Source organism: Streptomyces sp. NPDC056628 (assembly GCF_042792555.1).
Lineage (GTDB): Bacteria > Actinomycetota > Actinomycetes > Streptomycetales > Streptomycetaceae > Streptomyces.
This window is the reverse complement of record NZ_JBHTWG010000013.1, coordinates 151,490-166,361: the sequence shown is the minus strand read 5'-3', so window position 1 is coordinate 166,361 and position 14,872 is coordinate 151,490. Positions and strand designations below refer to the sequence as shown.

The following is a 14,872-nucleotide window of genomic DNA, read 5'->3' as shown; positions in this document are numbered from 1 at the left end:
TTCAGCCATCTCCTCAGGCGTCACACCATCCCAACGACACCAACCACCCAGCAGACACGCCACTCACGAATGAAGATGACCAAGCCCTACTAGGGCGTGTTTCGAAAGTCCCGTCTGGTCCGCGACGCCTGGCACGAAACACGCCCTAGCCGTCCTGGCGCTCCGCGCGGGCGTACGCCGTCGGCGGGACTCCCACCGTCGCCGTGAAGTCCCGCACCAGATGGGCCTGGTCCGCGTAGCCGAGCTCGTGGGCGAGTGCGGCCCAGTCGACGCCGGCGCGGGTGCCGGCGTGTTCGAGGGCGTCGTGGATGCGGTGGCGCAGGATGCACCACTTGGGGCTGACGCCCACGTACGCGGAGAAGAGCCGTTGCAGGGCGCGAACCGACAGCCCGTGGTCCCGCGCGAGATCGGCGACGCGGCGGATCGAGCGGTCGGCGCGGACCCGCGCGGCCAGGTCGACGGCGAGGTCGGCCCGGGGGTCCGGCACGCGGGGGAGGGCGAGGAGGAAGGCGTCGAGGGCGGCCACCCGGTCCTCGTCCCGCACGGGTCCGACGACGGTGCGGGCGGTGTCGCCGGTGGCGCCGGGGAAGACCTCCGCGGCGGCGAGAACGCGGCCCGTCCAGCGGGACACCGGCTCCCCGGGGGCGTGGGGCCGGAAGCCGCCGGGCCGGAACTTCACCCCGCAGACGCGGCCCCGGCCGGTCAGCTTGCGGGTGTAGAGGCCGAGCGCGACGCCGGTGAGCTCGGCGTAGGGCGCGCCCTCGTCCTCGTCCCACTGGAAGGTGAGGTTGACGGACGGGTGCGGGACGACGTGGGAGGCATACGGCCCGGGCAGGTCCCAGTCGATCAGCCAGTACCACTCGACGTACCGGCGCAGCGGCTCGGCGGGCGCGTGACGCCGGAACCGCACACGGCTGAGCAGTCCGGACGGGTCGACGATCCCCCGGGTGTCGTGGCGGGGTGCCTCCATGGCCGGATCGTACGTCGCGTTTGTTCAAGAGGGGCGGCCCTCGGTGTCCCTACGGTCGGGGCATGGACGCGAACAGGGTGAAGACGTACGGCATCGGTGAGCTGCTGGACCGGGCGTGCGAGCGGGCGGTGCCGGTGGTGCGGGCCGTGCCCGACGGGGCGCTCGCCGCGCGCACACCGTGTGCCGAGTACGACGTGAAGGCGCTGGTCAACCATCTCTTCCAGGTGGTCGTCCAGTTCCAGCGGCTGGCCGTGCGGGAGGCGGCCGACTTCGGGGAGACCCCCGATCTGGTCGGTTCCGAGCCGGCGTGGCGGGAGCGGCTGGCCGACGAGGCCCGCCGGACGGCCGCGGTCTGGTCGGCGCCGGGTGTCGAGGAGGGGACGACGGGCGCGATGGGGATGCCCGCGCGCCTCGTCGGCTCGATGGCGCTGCTGGACCTCACCGTGCACGCCTGGGACCTGGCGCGGGCGACGGGCCAGGACTTCCCGGGCTGCGACGAGGCCGTTCTGGCGGAGCTGGGCGGGGCGGTGGCGACGCTGGAGCCGACCGCGCGGGCGATGGGGGTCTTCGGGGAGCCGGTGCCGGCACCCGAGGGGGCCACCGCGTTCGAGCGGCTGCTGGCGCGCACGGGCCGGGATCCGCGCTGGGAATAGCCCACCGGGGGCCGCCGTTCTCGGGGTATAGTTGAACCATAAACAACCTGGAGGGTGAGCGACCATGCAGTTCGGGATCTTCAGCGTCGGCGACGTCACGCCGGACCCCACGACCGGCCGCACGCCGACCGAGCGTGACCGCATCAAGGCCATGGTCGCCATCGCACTGAAGGCGGAGGAGGTCGGCCTGGACGTCTTCGCGACCGGCGAGCACCACAACCCGCCGTTCGTGCCGTCGTCGCCGACCACGATGCTCGGCTACATCGCGGCCCGCACCGAGCGTCTGGTCCTGTCGACCTCCACCACGCTCATCACCACCAACGACCCGGTGAAGATCGCCGAGGACTTCGCGATGCTCCAGCACCTGGCCGACGGCCGGATGGACCTGATGATGGGGCGCGGCAACACCGGGCCGGTCTACCCCTGGTTCGGCCAGGACATCCGCCAGGGCATCAACCTCGCCATCGAGAACTACGCCCTGCTGCACCGGCTGTGGCGCGAGGACGTGGTGAACTGGGAGGGCACGTTCCGCAGCCCGCTCCAGGGCTTCACCTCCACGCCCCGGCCGCTGGACGGCGTGCCGCCGTTCGTCTGGCACGGCTCCATCCGCTCGCCCGAGATCGCCGAGCAGGCCGCCTACTACGGCGACGGCTTCTTCCACAACAACATCTTCTGGCCCGCCGACCACACCAAGCGGATGGTCGAGCTGTACCGCAGCCGGTACGCCCACTACGGGCACGGCACCCCCGAGCAGGCCATCGTCGGCCTCGGCGGCCAGGTATTCATGCGCAAGAACTCCCAGGACGCGGTGCGCGAGTTCCGCCCGTACTTCGACAACGCGCCGGTGTACGGCCACGGGCCCTCGCTGGAGGACTTCACCGAGCAGACGCCGCTGACCGTCGGCTCCCCGCAGCAGGTGATCGAGAAGACGCTCGCCTTCCGCGACTACGCCGGCGACTACCAGCGCCAGCTGTTCCTGATGGACCACGCCGGACTGCCGCTGAAGACCGTGCTGGAGCAGCTCGACCTGCTCGGCGAGGAGGTCGTCCCCGTGCTGCGCAAGGAGTTCGCCGCCCGGCGCCCGGCCGGTGTGCCGGACGCGCCCACCCACTCCTCCCTGCTGGCCCGCCGGACGTCGGAAGAGGTGACCGTCGCATGAGGCTCGTCGTCGTGTCCGCGGGACTGAGCGTCCCCTCCTCCACCCGTCTCCTGGCCGACCGGCTGGCCGCCGCGACCGGCCGGCAGACCGAGGCGGAGGTCGAGGTCGTCGAGCTGCGCGAACTCGCCGTCGAGATCGCGCAGAACTTCACCAACGGCTTCCCGGGCCGCCGGCTGGCCGCCGCCATCGACGCGGTGACCTCGGCAGACGGCCTGATCGTCGTCACCCCGGTGTTCTCCGCGTCGTACAGCGGGCTGTTCAAGTCGTTCTTCGACGTCATCGACAAGGACGCGCTCACCGGGATGCCGGTGCTGATCGCCGCGACCGGCGGCACCGCCCGGCACTCGCTCGTCCTGGATCACGCGCTGCGCCCGCTCTTCGCCCACCTGCGGGCCGTCGTCGTCCCGACCGGCGTGTACGCCGCCTCCGAGGACTGGGGCGCCGAGGGACTGGACGGACGGATCGAGCGGGCGGCGGGCGAGCTGGCCGCGCTGATGCGGGGCCTGGCGGGAACGCGGCGGCCGGTCCCGGACACCCTCACGGTGGTGCCGTTCGCCGAACAGCTCGCGGCCGTGTCCGACCGGTCCGGCGGCTGAGGGCGGGGGCCCGGACGTGAGATCCCAGTAAGAAGGGTGACCGTACGGGCCCCCTCGCCGCCCGCGGGCCCGGAGCCTTGGCACTATGAAGGCGTGGCCCACACTGTGCTCCTCGCCGAAGACGACCGCGCCATCCGCAACGCGCTGGAGCGCGCCCTGACCCTGGAGGGCTACCGGGTCACCGCGGTCGCCGACGGCGTCGAGGCGCTGGCCCAGGCCCACCGCACCCCTCCGGACGTGCTCGTCCTCGACGTGATGATGCCCGGCATCGACGGCCTCCAGGTCTGCCGGGTGCTGCGCGCCGAGGGCGACAACACACCGATCCTCATGCTCACGGCGCTCGTGGAGACCCAGGACCGCATCGCCGGCCTGGACGCGGGCGCCGACGACTACGTCGTCAAGCCCTTCGACGTCGAGGAGGTCTTCGCCCGGCTGCGCGCCCTGCTGCGCCGCAGCGGCGAGACGAACGGCGCCGGGGCCCCCGCCGACGCGCCGCGGCCGGCCCCGGCCGGCGCCACCGGGCGGCTCATCGAGGCCGCCGGGCTGCGGATGGACCCGCAGGCGCGGCGGGCCTGGCGGGGCGAGCGCGAGCTGGAGCTGACCCGCACCGAGTTCGAGCTGCTGGAACTGCTCGTGCGCAACGCCGGCATCGTCCTGGACCACGCCACCATCTACGACAAGATCTGGGGCTACGACTTCGGCCCCGGCTCCAAGAACCTCGCCGTCTACGTCGGCTACCTGCGCCGCAAGCTCGACGAGCCCGGCGCCCCGCAGCTCATCCACACGGTGCGCGGCGTGGGTTACGTGCTGCGGGAGGACTGAGTGCGCGGACGGGCCCGCCGCCGGCTCGCACGGCTGCTGGCCGGACACCGGCGCACCGGACTGCTCTCGCTGCGCGGCACCTTCGCGGTGTCCTTCGCCGCCGTCGCCGCCGTCGTCACCCTGCTGGTCGGCCTGCTCTCCTACACGGCGGCGGCCCGCCTGGTGCGGGTGGACCAGGAGAGCGTCTTCGACGAGGTCGTGCAGGACCTGCGGGGCGAGGTGCGGCAGCGGGCGATGACACCGGGCGACTTCTCCTCCTCCGCGCCCGGCCACGACCTGGTGCGGCCCGCCCGTACCGACGTGCAGGTGCTGGGACCCGACGGAGCCGTCGTCGACCCCGGCAACCCCGGTCTGCCGGTCGAGGCCGCCGACCGGCGCGTCGCGGCCGCTCCGACCGCCGGGCGGATGATCCAGCACCGGGACGTCGACGTCGGCAGCGACGTCTACCGCGTCGCCACCGTCGCGCTCGGCGGCGGCCGGGGCGCCGTGCAGATCGCCCAGGAGTTCAGCGACACCGAGGACCTGCTGCGGGCCCTCCAGCAGCGGACCCTGCTGCTGATGGCGGCCATCGTCGTCCTCGCCGGGCTGTTCGGCTGGTGGCTGGCCCGGCGCATCACCCGCCGGCTCGTCGTCCTCACCGGCGCCGCCGAGGACGTCGCCCGCACCCGCCGGCTCGGCATCCAGGTCCCCGTCACCGGGTACGACGAGGTCGGACGGCTGGGCCGGGCCTTCGACCGCATGCTGGGCCGGCTCGCGCAGTCGGAGGAGGACCAGCGGCGCCTGGTGCAGGACGCGGGGCACGAGCTGCGGACCCCGCTCACCTCCCTGCGCACCAACATCTCCCTGCTGCGCCGCATCGACGAACTGCCGCCCGGCGCCCGCGAGGAACTGGTCGCCGACCTGGGCCAGGAGGCCCGCGAACTGACCGACCTGGTCAACGAGCTGGTCGACCTGGCCGCCGGACAGTCCGACACCGAGCCAGCCCAGCGTGTGGACCTCGCGGAGATCGCCGAGGACGTCGCGGTGCTCGCCCGGCGGCGCACCGGACGGCGGATCGAGGTCCGCGCCTGCGGCGACACCACCCTCACCGGGCGGCCGAGCATGCTCCAGCGCGCCCTTACCAACCTCGTCGAGAACGCCGCGAAGTTCGACCGCGACGGCACCGCGCCCATCGAGATCGGCGTCGCCGGACCCGCCCGCCCCGGCACGGTGCGCGTCGAGGTCCTCGACCGGGGCCCGGGCATCGCCGACGACGACCTGATCCGCGTCTTCGACCGCTTCTACCGCGCCGCCGACGCGCGGTCCCTGCCGGGGTCGGGGCTGGGCCTGTCGATCGTGCGGGAGGTGGCCCTCGCCCACGGGGGCGCCCCGTTCGCCTTCCACCGGGAGGGCGGCGGCACGGCGATCGGGTTCACGGCGGGCCGGCCGGGCGACGCGAGGCTCTCACGGCAGCTGCCGTGAGGTGCGGTCCGTCCGCTGGGATCGGGGGGACCCGGCCATGTCGTGGGGCGCGGGCGCCCCGGTACCCGGACTGCGAGGGGCCCGCCGTACGGGAACGATCCACTGGGAGATCGTCGGACCCTTCACCGGCGCCGCGATCCTCGGCGCCCGGGACGGCAGACGGCTGGCGGCCAGGACCTCCGGCACCACCCTCCAGAGGATCTTCGCCGGTGCCCTGCTGGCGGTGGCGGCCTTCATGCTCGTCGACGTGATCGTCTGAACAGGGCCGCCGACGACTCGGGACAGGGACCGGACGAGCGTCCCCAGCCGGCCGTGCGTCTCAGAGCCTCCTCGGGGCCGGCTCCCGTGGGATCACGGTCCACCACACTCCGACACACAAGGATGACGACCACCATGACCACACCGACGGCCCTCGCCATCGACGAGGCGCGCACCCGCCTGCACGAGCTGATCATCATCGACGTGCGCACCCCGGGCGAATACGCCGGCGGCCACCTCCCCGGCGCCCTCAACATTCCTCTCGACCAGATCCAGCGCGCGCTGCCCGACATCCGGCACGCCGCCGACCGCGGCGACATCCTGGTCGTCTGCGCCTCGGGCGCCCGCTCCGAGAACGCCGGCCGGATCCTCGCGGAGCACGGCGTCACCGCCGCCACCCTCTCGGGAGGCACCGGCGCATGGGCGGCCGACGGCCACGAGCTGCACCGCCCCCAGGGCGCCGCGCGCGCCACGTGGGGCATGGAGCGGCAGGTGAGGCTCACCGCGGGAGTCCTCGTGCTGCTCGGCCTGCTGCTCGGCCACGTCGTCCACCCCGCCTTCCAGCTCCTCTCCGCCGGCATCGCGGGCGGTCTGGTCTTCTCCGCCCTGACGAACACCTGCGGCATGGCCGCCGTGCTCGCCCAACTGCCCCACAACCGTCCCCGCGCCGCCGACCTCGACAAGACGCCGGCCGCACTGCGCAACCGCTGAGCCGTACGACAGGGGGAGGCATCCGGAGCCGGATCCCTCCCGGACAGCAGGGGCCTGAGCTGGGCGCGGGCGGTGCAGGGGTCCGCGGTGTATCAGGCGGGACCGGAGCCGATGGCGACGACCTCGCGTATCCCGCTCACGCCGTCGCCTCCGGCTTCACCGGGGCGATCTCGGCGATCAGACCCTCGACCAGGGTCCTGATCTCGTCACGGATGGGGCGGACGGCCTCGACGCCCTGGCCGGCCGGGTCCTCCAGCTCCCAATCCAGGTAGCGCTTGCCGGGGAAGACCGGGCAGGTGTCGCCGCAGCCCATGGTGATGCAGACATCCGACTCGCGGACCGCGTCGACGGTGAGGATCTTCGGCGTCTCCTCGGAGATGTCGATGCCGACCTCGGCCATGGCCTCGACGGCGGCCGGGTTGACCTGGTCGCCGGGGGCGGAGCCGGCGGAGCGGACCTCGACGCGGTCGCCGGCCAGATGGGTCAGCCAGGCGGCGGCCATCTGGGAGCGGCCGGCGTTGTGGACGCAGACGAACAGGACGGACGGCTTGTCGGCCATGGTGATCGTTCTCTCTCGTCGCACGGCGGAACCCAGCCGCCAATGACTTCGATCCCCGCTGGTATCAGCGAGCGATGATGTGACAGTATCAGCGCATGCTGACTTCAGTCGATCCTGATGTGATCCGGGCGCTGGGCGATCCGCTCCGCCTGAAGATCGTGACTCTCCTGGCGCGCGAGACGCTCTGCACGACGCACCTGGTCGAGGAGACCGGAGCCAGGCAGACCAACCTCTCCAACCACATGAAGGTGCTGCGCGAGGCCGGGATCGTGGAGACCGAGCCCTGCGGCCGCTTCACCTACTACAAGCTCAAGCCCGAGGTCCTGGCCGGCCTGTCCGAGCAGTTCGCCGAACTCGCCGCCTCCGCCCGCACCGCCGCCGAGAACAAGAGGGCCTGCCCGTGACCTCGACCGAGCCCACCACCGCGCGGACCGGGGTCGCGGACGACTCGATCGTCAAGAAGCTCTCCACGCTCGACCGCTACCTGGCGGTGTGGATCCTCATCGCCATGGCCGTCGGCCTCGGTCTCGGACGGGCCGTTCCCGGGCTGAACGAGGCGCTGGCGACGGTGGAGGCCGGCGGGATCTCCCTGCCGATCGCGCTCGGCCTGCTGATCATGATGTATCCGGTCCTGGCCAAGGTCCGCTACGACAGGCTGGACGCCGTGACCGGCGACCGGAAGCTGATGATCTCCTCCCTGGTCGTCAACTGGGTCGTCGGGCCCGCGGTGATGTTCGCCCTGGCGTGGATCCTCCTGCCGGACCTGCCCGAGTACCGCACCGGCCTGATCATCGTCGGCCTGGCCCGCTGCATCGCCATGGTGATCATCTGGAACGACCTCGCCTGCGGCGACCGCGAGGCCGCGGCCGTGCTCGTCGCGCTGAACTCGGTCTTCCAGGTCCTGGCGTTCGGTCTGCTGGGCTGGTTCTACCTCGACCTGCTGCCCGGCTGGCTCGGCCTCGGCGACGGAGAGCACCTGGACATCTCGATGGGGGAGATCGCCCTGAACGTGGTCATCTTCCTCGGCGTCCCGCTGCTGGCCGGCTTCCTGACCCGCCGGCTCGGCGAGCGGAAGATGGGGCGCGAGGGCTACGAACAGCGCTTCCTGCCGAAGATCGGGCCGTGGGCGCTGTACGGGCTGCTGTTCACGATCGTCATCCTCTTCGCCCTGCAGGGCGGGACCATCACCTCGCAGCCGCTGGACGTCGTCCGGATCGCGCTGCCCCTGCTGGTCTACTTCGCGGTCATGTTCTTCGGCACCTTCCTGCTGGGCAAGGGGCTCGGCCTGGCCTACGACCGCACCGCGACGCTGGCGTTCACCGCGGCGGGCAACAACTTCGAGCTGGCCATCGCGGTCGCCATCGCCACCTTCGGTGTCACCTCCGGCCAGGCCCTGTCCGGCGTCGTCGGCCCGCTCATCGAAGTCCCGGTGCTGATCGGCCTGGTCCACGTCGCGCTCGTCTGGCGCAGGAAGTTCACCGCCGGCGCGGCGACGACGGCGTCCTGACGCGGCACACGGATATGGGGGTGGCCGGCGGCCAGGCAGAGCTCGCCGCCGGCCACCACCTGGCGGGAGGACTGCACCTCGAACGACGTGCACGTCGGGAGGACCGCCTGACGGCCCCTACCGGCACGGAAAAGGGCGAAGCCCGTAGACCCCGCCCGGCCTCCACGAAACCCGGCTCAGGGCCACACCAGGCAATACGGCTGATGCCCCGCCTCGTGGAGCCGGTGTGAGAAGTCCTGCCACTCGTGGAGCAGCTGGTACACGTTGAACGCGTCCCGGGGGCCGCCGCGGTCCGGGACCGTGGACCAGATGAAGGCCGCCGCGCCCACCGCCTCCTCGCCTATGCCGCGCAGCGGGTCGACGACCGTCATCGGCAGCTTGACCACGGCGTAGTCGGGGTGGAGGACGACCAGCTCCAGGGGCGGCACCTTGTGCAGGGGCACACCTTCGATGCCCGTCAGCACCATGGCCGCCATGGTCTCCGGCTTGATCTTGGTGAACATGCCGTTCATGCCGAGTTCGTCGCCGCCGAGTTCCTCGGGGCGCATCGAGATCGGGACGCGGGCCGCGGTCGCGCCGTCCGGAGCGCCGAAGTACTTGTACGTCACCCCCCCCACCCGACCACCATTCCTGCTCCCCGCCCTCAGACGGTCGACCCGGCTGTCGATCCGCCGGTCGAACGGCTCGTGCTCACTCGGTACACCCGTCGCATCTGGCATACCTGGTACAACGTGTCCCTGGCGTACTTCGTTCGAATCCTCCGCGTCGCGTCGGTGCCTTCCCCGCCGGGCACGTCGAGGACCCAGGTCATCGGTCCCCTCGCCCAGTCCGCCACCGCGATGCATATCTCCACCCGACTGCTGTTCTAGGACGCGTGGCGCCCGCCGCGCAACCCGATCATCGTGTCAGTGACCTCCCCCACGGCCGCCCGCCGAAACGTGCGGCGAAACACCTGTCCGCGAGATGTTCCCGGTCCCCGATCACCACCGCCCGTATGAGCTGTGTGTATCACGCCCAGTCTCGCAGATCACCCATCGGCGACGAGGGGGTACGGAGGGACACAGGGATCGGGGGCGGCCCGGCGCCGGTGGCGGCTCGTGGCCGCCGGTGGGCCCTGGCCTACCCTGAGGAGGTCACAGGCAACCGGAGTCCCGGACCCTCTCAGAAGGTCGGAAAAGGTCGGAGTAGTCGCAGGTCATGAGCGAAGCGCCCTCTTCAGGAACGCCCTATCCATACGATGCGCCCGCCTCGCAGGCGCTGTTCGACCGTGCGGCCGCCGTGACGCCCGGCGGTGTGAACTCCCCGGTGCGCGCCTTCCGCGCGGTGGGCGGTACGCCCCGGTTCATGGTGTCCGGCAGCGGCCCGTACCTGACCGACGCCGACGGACGCGAGTACGTCGACCTGGTCTGCTCCTGGGGACCGATGATCCTCGGGCACTCCCACCCCGAGGTGATCGCCGCCGTGCAGGAGGCCGTCGTCCGCGGCACCTCCTTCGGCACGCCCGGTGAGGGCGAGGTCGCGCTCGCCGAGGAGATGGTCGCCCGGATCGAGCCCTTGGAGCAGGTGCGGCTCGTCTCCAGCGGCACCGAGGCCACCATGTCGGCGATCCGTCTCGCCCGCGGGTTCACCCGGCGCTCCAAGGTGATCAAGTTCGCCGGCTGCTACCACGGGCACGTCGACTCGCTGCTCGCCGCCGCCGGATCGGGCGTCGCCACGTTCGCCCTGCCGGACACGCCCGGTGTCACCGGCGCCCAGGCCGGCGACACCATCGTCCTGCCGTACAACGACCTGGAGTCGGTGCACGAGGCGTTCCACCGCTACCCCGGCGAGATCGCCTGCGTCATCACCGAGGCCTCGCCCGGCAACATGGGCGTGGTCCCGCCGCGGCCCGGCTTCAACCAGGGCCTGAAGGACGCCTGCGGCAAGAACGGCGCCCTGTACATCTCCGACGAGGTCATGACCGGCTTCCGCACCAGCCGCGCCGGCTGGTACGGCGTGGACGGGGTCAAGCCCGACCTGATGACCTTCGGCAAGGTCATGGGCGGCGGTTTCCCCGCCGCCGCGTTCGGCGGCCGGGCCGACGTGATGGCGCACCTCGCCCCCGCCGGGCCCGTCTACCAGGCCGGCACGCTGTCCGGGAACCCGGTCGCCACGGCCGCCGGTCTCGCCCAGCTGCGGCTCCTCGACGAGGCCGCCTACGACACGATCGACGGGGTGTCGAAGACCATCCAGGCGCTGACCACGGAGGCCCTCGCCAAGGAGGGCGTGGCGCACCGGCTGCAGAACGCCTCCAACATGTTCTCCGTCTTCTTCACGGACCGCGAGGTGCGCACCTACGAGGACGCCAAGCGCCAGGAGTCGTTCCGCTTCACCGCGTTCTTCCACTCGATGCTGGCGCAGGGCGTCTATCTGCCGCCCTCGTCGTTCGAGTCCTGGTTCGTGTCCACGGCCCACGACGAGCGGGCGATCCAGCGGATCGCCGACGCCCTCCCGGCGGCGGCCCGAGCGGCGGCGGAGGCCACGGCGGAATGAGCGACACCTCCCGCGACCACACGCCCACCCCCGAGCACTCCGGGACACCGATGACCGACAGCAGCGACATCACCGTCGTCCACCTCATGCGCCACGGCGAGGTGGCCAACCCGGACGGCGTCCTCTACGGCCGCCTGGCGGGCTACCACCTGTCCGAGCTCGGCCGGCAGATGGCCGACCGGGTCGCCGAGCACCTGGCCGACCGGGACGTCACCCACGTCTGCGCCTCCCCGCTGGAGCGCGCGCAGGAGACCGCCACCCCGATCGCCAAGGCGCACGGGCTCGACCTCGCGACCGACGCCCGGCTCATCGAGGCCGAGAACGTCTTCCAGGGCAAGACGTTCGGCGTCGGCGACGGGGCGCTGAAGCGGCCGGAGAACTGGAAGCACCTGGTCAACCCGTTCAGGCCGTCCTGGGGCGAGCCGTACGTCGAGCAGGTCGTGCGGATGATGGGCGCGCTCGACGCCGCCAAGGACGCCGCGCGCGGGCACGAGGCCGTGCTGGTGAGCCACCAACTGCCGATCTGGATCCTGCGCAGCCATGTCGAGAAGCGGCGGCTGTGGCACGACCCGCGCAAGCGGCAGTGCACGCTCGCGTCGCTGACGTCCTTCACCTACCAGGGCGACCGGATCGTCTCCGTCGGCTACTCCGAGCCGGCGATCGACCTCGTCCCCGAGCATCTGCGGGCCGGGGCCAAGCCGGCGCGGGGGCAGAGCAAGGGCTTCGGCGCCTGACCCACGGCCCAGGTCAGGGCCCGGGACACACTCAGGACACACGGGTGACATTGCTCGCTGATCCTCCGCGGTACGGCGGGAACCGCCCCGTTCCTCGTGCCCTCTGACTGGGTGACCACCTCAGCAGCACGACGGACGGGGCAGCCATGCGCGACATCAGCCGACGGGGAGTCATCGGACTCGGTGCGGGAGCGGCCGCAGCCCTCTCTCTCGCGGGATGCGGCGCGGCCACGTCGTCCGACGGGTCGAAGGACAGCGCGGGCTCCGGCGGTTCCGGCGCCCCCCGGGACAACCGGCACGGCTCGCAGGCCGACCGCGCCCGCCCGATAGGCGACGGCTCCACCTCCTACACCGGCAAGCAGCCCCACCAGCCGGACGCGCCGCGGCCGCTGGAGCCGGGTCAGGAACCGCCCCAGTTCGTCGTCTTCTCCTGGGACGGGGCCGGCGAGGTCGGCAACGGCCTCTTCCCGCGCTTCCTGGACCTCGCCCAGGAGCACGGCGCGCACATGACCTTCTTCCTCTCGGGGCTCTACGTGCTCCCCGAGTCGAAGAAGCGGCTGTACGAACCGCCGAACAACCCGCGCGGCGCCTCCGACATCGGCTACCTCACCGACGACCACATCAAGCAGACGCTGAAGAACGTCCGGCGCGCCTGGCTCGACGGGCACGAGATAGGCACCCACTTCAACGGGCACTTCTGCGGCGGCAGCGGCACGGTCGGCAACTGGACCCCGCAGCAGTGGCGCAGCGAGATCGACCAGGCCAAGTCCTTCGTCAAGGAGTGGCGCACCAACTCCGGCTGGACCGATCTGCCCTCCCTGCCCTTCGACTACGACAAGGAGCTCGTCGGCGGCCGTACGCCCTGTCTGCTCGGCCAGGACAACCTGCTGCCCACCGCCCGTGAGCTGGGCTGGCGCTATGACGCCTCCTCGCCCGGCGGCCGGCAGGTGTGGCCGGTGAAGAGGAAGGGGCTCTGGGACCTGCCGTTGCAGCAGATACCTTTCCCCGGTCGTTCGTTCGAGGTCCTGTCGATGGACTACAACATGCTCGCCAACCAGTCGGTCAACTCGACGAACGCTCCCAGCTACAACCACCCGGCCTGGCGCAAGCAGTCGGCGCAGGCGTACATCCAGGGATTCAAGCGGGCATACGAGACAAACCGCGCACCCTTCTTCATAGGCAACCACTTCGAGCAGTGGAACGGCGGCATCTACATGGACGCCGTCGAGGAGGCGCTGAAGCACATGGCGCGGGAGAAGGAGAAGGGCGGCGACATCCGGCTCGTCTCCTTCCGGCAGTTCGTGGACTGGCTGGACGTTCAGAAGCCGGACATTCTCGACAAGTTGCGCACGCTGGAGGTCGGGCAGAAGCCCGCCGAAGGCTGGAGCGCCTTCACCAAGGGCGGTGCCACGGGCGGTTCCGGGACCCCGTCCGGCGCCTCGTCCACGGGGTCCGCGAACGCTGCCTGATATGCGGTTTTGCGCCCGAGAGGGGGGTGCCCAAGATCCCCCGTACGGGCATGCGAAACTTTTCACATGAGTGCCGTCCGCCGCGCCCGCAGCCGTACCGCTTCGCTCGCCCTCACCAGCGTCGCCGCTGCCGCGCTGACCCTGTCCGCGTGCAGCTCGGGCGGCACCTCGGGCGGGGGCGGGGACACCCACTTCGTCGCCGGCGGCAACGGCGTCGACACCGTGAAGCGGGGCGAGCGCGCCGCGGCCCCGACGCTGTCCGGCGCCACCGTCGACGGCGAGCAGCTCAGCACCGCCGACTTCAAGGGCAAGGTCCTCGTGGTCAACGTCTGGGGGTCGTGGTGCCCGCCCTGCCGGGCCGAGGCGAAGAACTTCCAGACCGTCCACTCCGACCTCAAGGACCAGGGGGTCCAGTTCGTCGGCATCAACACCCGGGACACCAGCACCACCCCGGCGAAGGCCTTCGAGAAGGAGTTCGGGGTCACCTACCCGAGCCTGTACGACCCCACCGGCAAGCAGATGCTCCGCTTCGGGAAGGGCACGCTCAACCCGCAGGCGATCCCCTCCACCCTCGTCATCGACCGGGACGGCAGGATCGCCGCCCGGGCGCTGATGCCCCTCGGTGAGGACACCCTGCGGGACATGATCAAGCCCGTCCTCGCGGAGAAGTGACGTGAGCGCACTCACCACACTCGCCGCCGACCCGAACCAGACGGTGATGAGCGGCGCCCTGCTGATCGCGCTGCCCGTCGCCCTGCTCGGCGGCCTCGTCTCCTTCTTCTCACCCTGCGTCCTGCCGCTGGTCCCCGGCTATCTCTCCTACGTGACCGGGGTCACCGGCACCGACCTCGCCGAGGCCCGGCGCGGCCGGATGGTCGCCGGTGCCTCCCTGTTCGTGCTCGGCTTCACCGCGGTCTTCGTCTCCAGCGGAGCGCTCTTCGGGTACTTCGGCGACAACCTCCAGGCGCACAAGGACGTCCTGTCGAAGGTGCTGGGCGTCCTCATGATCGGCATGGGTGTCTTCTTCATGGGCCTCATGCCCTGGATGACCCAGCGTGAGTTCCGCTTCCACCGGCGGCCCGTGACCGGGCTGATCGGCGCGCCCTTCCTCGGCGCGCTGTTCGGTATCGGCTGGACGCCCTGCATCGGCCCCACCCTCACGTCCGTGATCGCGCTGTCGTACAACGAGGCGAGCGCGGGCCGCGGCGCCCTGCTCACCGTCGCCTACTGCCTCGGCCTCGGCGCCCCCTTCGTCCTCGCTGCCGTAGCCTTCCGCAAGGCGCTCGGCGCGTTCGCCTGGGTCAAGCGGCACTACGTCTGGGTCATGCGGATCGGCGGCACGATGATGATCGTGACCGGTGTGCTGCTGCTGACCGGCGCCTGGGACCGCATCGTGCAGGAGATGCAGGTCTGGTCCAACGGCTTCACTGTGGGGATCTGA

Annotated in this window: 16 protein-coding genes and 1 pseudogene; 14 read left to right on the top strand and 3 right to left on the bottom strand. The window is 71.5% G+C overall.

Annotated features, from left to right (window positions below; translation table 11 throughout):
• Nucleotides 1–145: 145 nt before the first annotated feature.
• Nucleotides 146–970: a DUF6597 domain-containing transcriptional factor gene (locus ACFRAC_RS18770; protein WP_382924971.1), complete on the bottom strand. Its 825-nt coding sequence runs from the start codon at nucleotides 968–970 to the stop codon at nucleotides 146–148.
• A gap of 62 nt (nucleotides 971–1,032) precedes the next feature.
• Here ACFRAC_RS18770 and ACFRAC_RS18765 point away from each other — a divergent pair, with 62 nt between their 5' ends.
• The 7 genes and pseudogenes from ACFRAC_RS18765 (at nucleotide 1,033) to ACFRAC_RS18735 (ending at nucleotide 6,630) form a co-directional block, all read left to right on the top strand.
• On the top strand, nucleotides 1,033–1,623 hold the full coding sequence (locus tag ACFRAC_RS18765) for a TIGR03086 family metal-binding protein (RefSeq protein WP_382924969.1): 591 nt from the start codon (nucleotides 1,033–1,035) through the stop codon (nucleotides 1,621–1,623).
• A 64-nt stretch (nucleotides 1,624–1,687) separates the two neighbouring features.
• A complete protein-coding gene (locus tag ACFRAC_RS18760) occupies nucleotides 1,688–2,782 on the top strand; it encodes an LLM class flavin-dependent oxidoreductase (protein WP_382924967.1) in 1,095 nt (364 codons plus the stop codon).
• On the top strand, nucleotides 2,779–3,378 hold the full coding sequence (locus ACFRAC_RS18755; RefSeq protein ID WP_382924965.1) for an FMN reductase: 600 nt from the start codon (nucleotides 2,779–2,781) through the stop codon (nucleotides 3,376–3,378). The genes ACFRAC_RS18760 and ACFRAC_RS18755 overlap by 4 nt, the downstream gene beginning before the upstream one ends.
• A gap of 93 nt (nucleotides 3,379–3,471) precedes the next feature.
• On the top strand, nucleotides 3,472–4,200 hold the full coding sequence (locus tag ACFRAC_RS18750) for a response regulator transcription factor (protein ID WP_382924963.1): 729 nt from the start codon (nucleotides 3,472–3,474) through the stop codon (nucleotides 4,198–4,200).
• Entirely contained in the window at nucleotides 4,201–5,661 is a 1,461-nt protein-coding gene (locus ACFRAC_RS18745; RefSeq protein ID WP_382924961.1) for an ATP-binding protein, read from the top strand.
• Between the two features lie 91 nt (nucleotides 5,662–5,752).
• Nucleotides 5,753–5,920: pseudogene (locus ACFRAC_RS18740) on the top strand (sulfite exporter TauE/SafE family protein); the annotation flags it as partial.
• A gap of 134 nt (nucleotides 5,921–6,054) precedes the next feature.
• Nucleotides 6,055–6,630, top strand: a complete 576-nt coding sequence (locus tag ACFRAC_RS18735; protein WP_382924959.1) for a rhodanese-like domain-containing protein — start codon at nucleotides 6,055–6,057, stop codon at nucleotides 6,628–6,630.
• 136 nt (nucleotides 6,631–6,766) lie between these two features.
• Here ACFRAC_RS18735 and ACFRAC_RS18730 read toward each other — a convergent pair whose 3' ends face one another.
• The gene (locus ACFRAC_RS18730) at nucleotides 6,767–7,189 is read right to left on the bottom strand and encodes an arsenate reductase ArsC (RefSeq protein WP_382924957.1); all 423 of its coding nucleotides are present in this window, start codon (nucleotides 7,187–7,189) and stop codon (nucleotides 6,767–6,769) included.
• A gap of 95 nt (nucleotides 7,190–7,284) precedes the next feature.
• On the opposite strand from ACFRAC_RS18730, the gene ACFRAC_RS18725 reads away from it, so the two are divergent.
• The gene (locus ACFRAC_RS18725; RefSeq protein ID WP_382924955.1) at nucleotides 7,285–7,593 is read left to right on the top strand and encodes an ArsR/SmtB family transcription factor; all 309 of its coding nucleotides are present in this window, start codon (nucleotides 7,285–7,287) and stop codon (nucleotides 7,591–7,593) included.
• On the top strand, nucleotides 7,590–8,696 hold the full coding sequence (gene arsB, locus ACFRAC_RS18720; RefSeq protein ID WP_382924953.1) for an ACR3 family arsenite efflux transporter: 1,107 nt from the start codon (nucleotides 7,590–7,592) through the stop codon (nucleotides 8,694–8,696). Before ACFRAC_RS18725 ends, arsB begins: the two co-directional genes overlap by 4 nt.
• Nucleotides 8,697–8,872: 176 nt before the next feature.
• Here the strand turns inward: arsB and ACFRAC_RS18715 are convergent, their stop codons facing one another.
• Entirely contained in the window at nucleotides 8,873–9,313 is a 441-nt protein-coding gene (locus ACFRAC_RS18715; protein ID WP_382924951.1) for a hypothetical protein, read from the bottom strand.
• Nucleotides 9,314–9,893: 580 nt separating this feature from the next.
• On the opposite strand from ACFRAC_RS18715, the gene hemL reads away from it, so the two are divergent.
• From hemL to ACFRAC_RS18690, 5 genes are all read left to right on the top strand, one after another.
• On the top strand, nucleotides 9,894–11,228 hold the full coding sequence (gene hemL / locus ACFRAC_RS18710) for a glutamate-1-semialdehyde 2,1-aminomutase (protein WP_382924950.1): 1,335 nt from the start codon (nucleotides 9,894–9,896) through the stop codon (nucleotides 11,226–11,228).
• Between the two features lie 50 nt (nucleotides 11,229–11,278).
• On the top strand, nucleotides 11,279–11,962 hold the full coding sequence (locus ACFRAC_RS18705; protein ID WP_382924980.1) for a histidine phosphatase family protein: 684 nt from the start codon (nucleotides 11,279–11,281) through the stop codon (nucleotides 11,960–11,962).
• 146 nt (nucleotides 11,963–12,108) lie between these two features.
• Nucleotides 12,109–13,431 (top strand): hypothetical protein, encoded by a 1,323-nt coding sequence (locus tag ACFRAC_RS18700; protein ID WP_382924948.1) that lies wholly within the window; start codon nucleotides 12,109–12,111, stop codon nucleotides 13,429–13,431.
• A gap of 66 nt (nucleotides 13,432–13,497) precedes the next feature.
• Nucleotides 13,498–14,103 (top strand): TlpA family protein disulfide reductase, encoded by a 606-nt coding sequence (locus tag ACFRAC_RS18695; protein WP_382924946.1) that lies wholly within the window; start codon nucleotides 13,498–13,500, stop codon nucleotides 14,101–14,103.
• Between the two features lies 1 nt (nucleotide 14,104).
• On the top strand, nucleotides 14,105–14,872 hold the full coding sequence (locus ACFRAC_RS18690) for a cytochrome c biogenesis protein CcdA (RefSeq protein ID WP_361348610.1): 768 nt from the start codon (nucleotides 14,105–14,107) through the stop codon (nucleotides 14,870–14,872).

Excerpts from the sequence above, each read along its gene's own strand:
- ACFRAC_RS18770 (WP_382924971.1), bottom strand. The coding sequence starts at position 970 with ATGGAGGCACCCCGCCACGACACCCGGGGGATCGTCGACCCGTCCGGA.
- ACFRAC_RS18765 (WP_382924969.1), top strand. The coding sequence starts at position 1,033 with ATGGACGCGAACAGGGTGAAGACGTACGGCATCGGTGAGCTGCTGGAC.
- ACFRAC_RS18760 (WP_382924967.1), top strand. The coding sequence starts at position 1,688 with ATGCAGTTCGGGATCTTCAGCGTCGGCGACGTCACGCCGGACCCCACG.
- ACFRAC_RS18755 (WP_382924965.1), top strand. The coding sequence starts at position 2,779 with ATGAGGCTCGTCGTCGTGTCCGCGGGACTGAGCGTCCCCTCCTCCACC.
- ACFRAC_RS18735 (WP_382924959.1), top strand. The coding sequence starts at position 6,055 with ATGACCACACCGACGGCCCTCGCCATCGACGAGGCGCGCACCCGCCTG.
- ACFRAC_RS18730 (WP_382924957.1), bottom strand. The coding sequence starts at position 7,189 with ATGGCCGACAAGCCGTCCGTCCTGTTCGTCTGCGTCCACAACGCCGGC.
- ACFRAC_RS18725 (WP_382924955.1), top strand. The coding sequence starts at position 7,285 with ATGCTGACTTCAGTCGATCCTGATGTGATCCGGGCGCTGGGCGATCCG.
- hemL (WP_382924950.1), top strand. The coding sequence starts at position 9,894 with ATGAGCGAAGCGCCCTCTTCAGGAACGCCCTATCCATACGATGCGCCC.
- ACFRAC_RS18705 (WP_382924980.1), top strand. The coding sequence starts at position 11,279 with ATGACCGACAGCAGCGACATCACCGTCGTCCACCTCATGCGCCACGGC.
- ACFRAC_RS18700 (WP_382924948.1), top strand. The coding sequence starts at position 12,109 with ATGCGCGACATCAGCCGACGGGGAGTCATCGGACTCGGTGCGGGAGCG.
- ACFRAC_RS18695 (WP_382924946.1), top strand. The coding sequence starts at position 13,498 with ATGAGTGCCGTCCGCCGCGCCCGCAGCCGTACCGCTTCGCTCGCCCTC.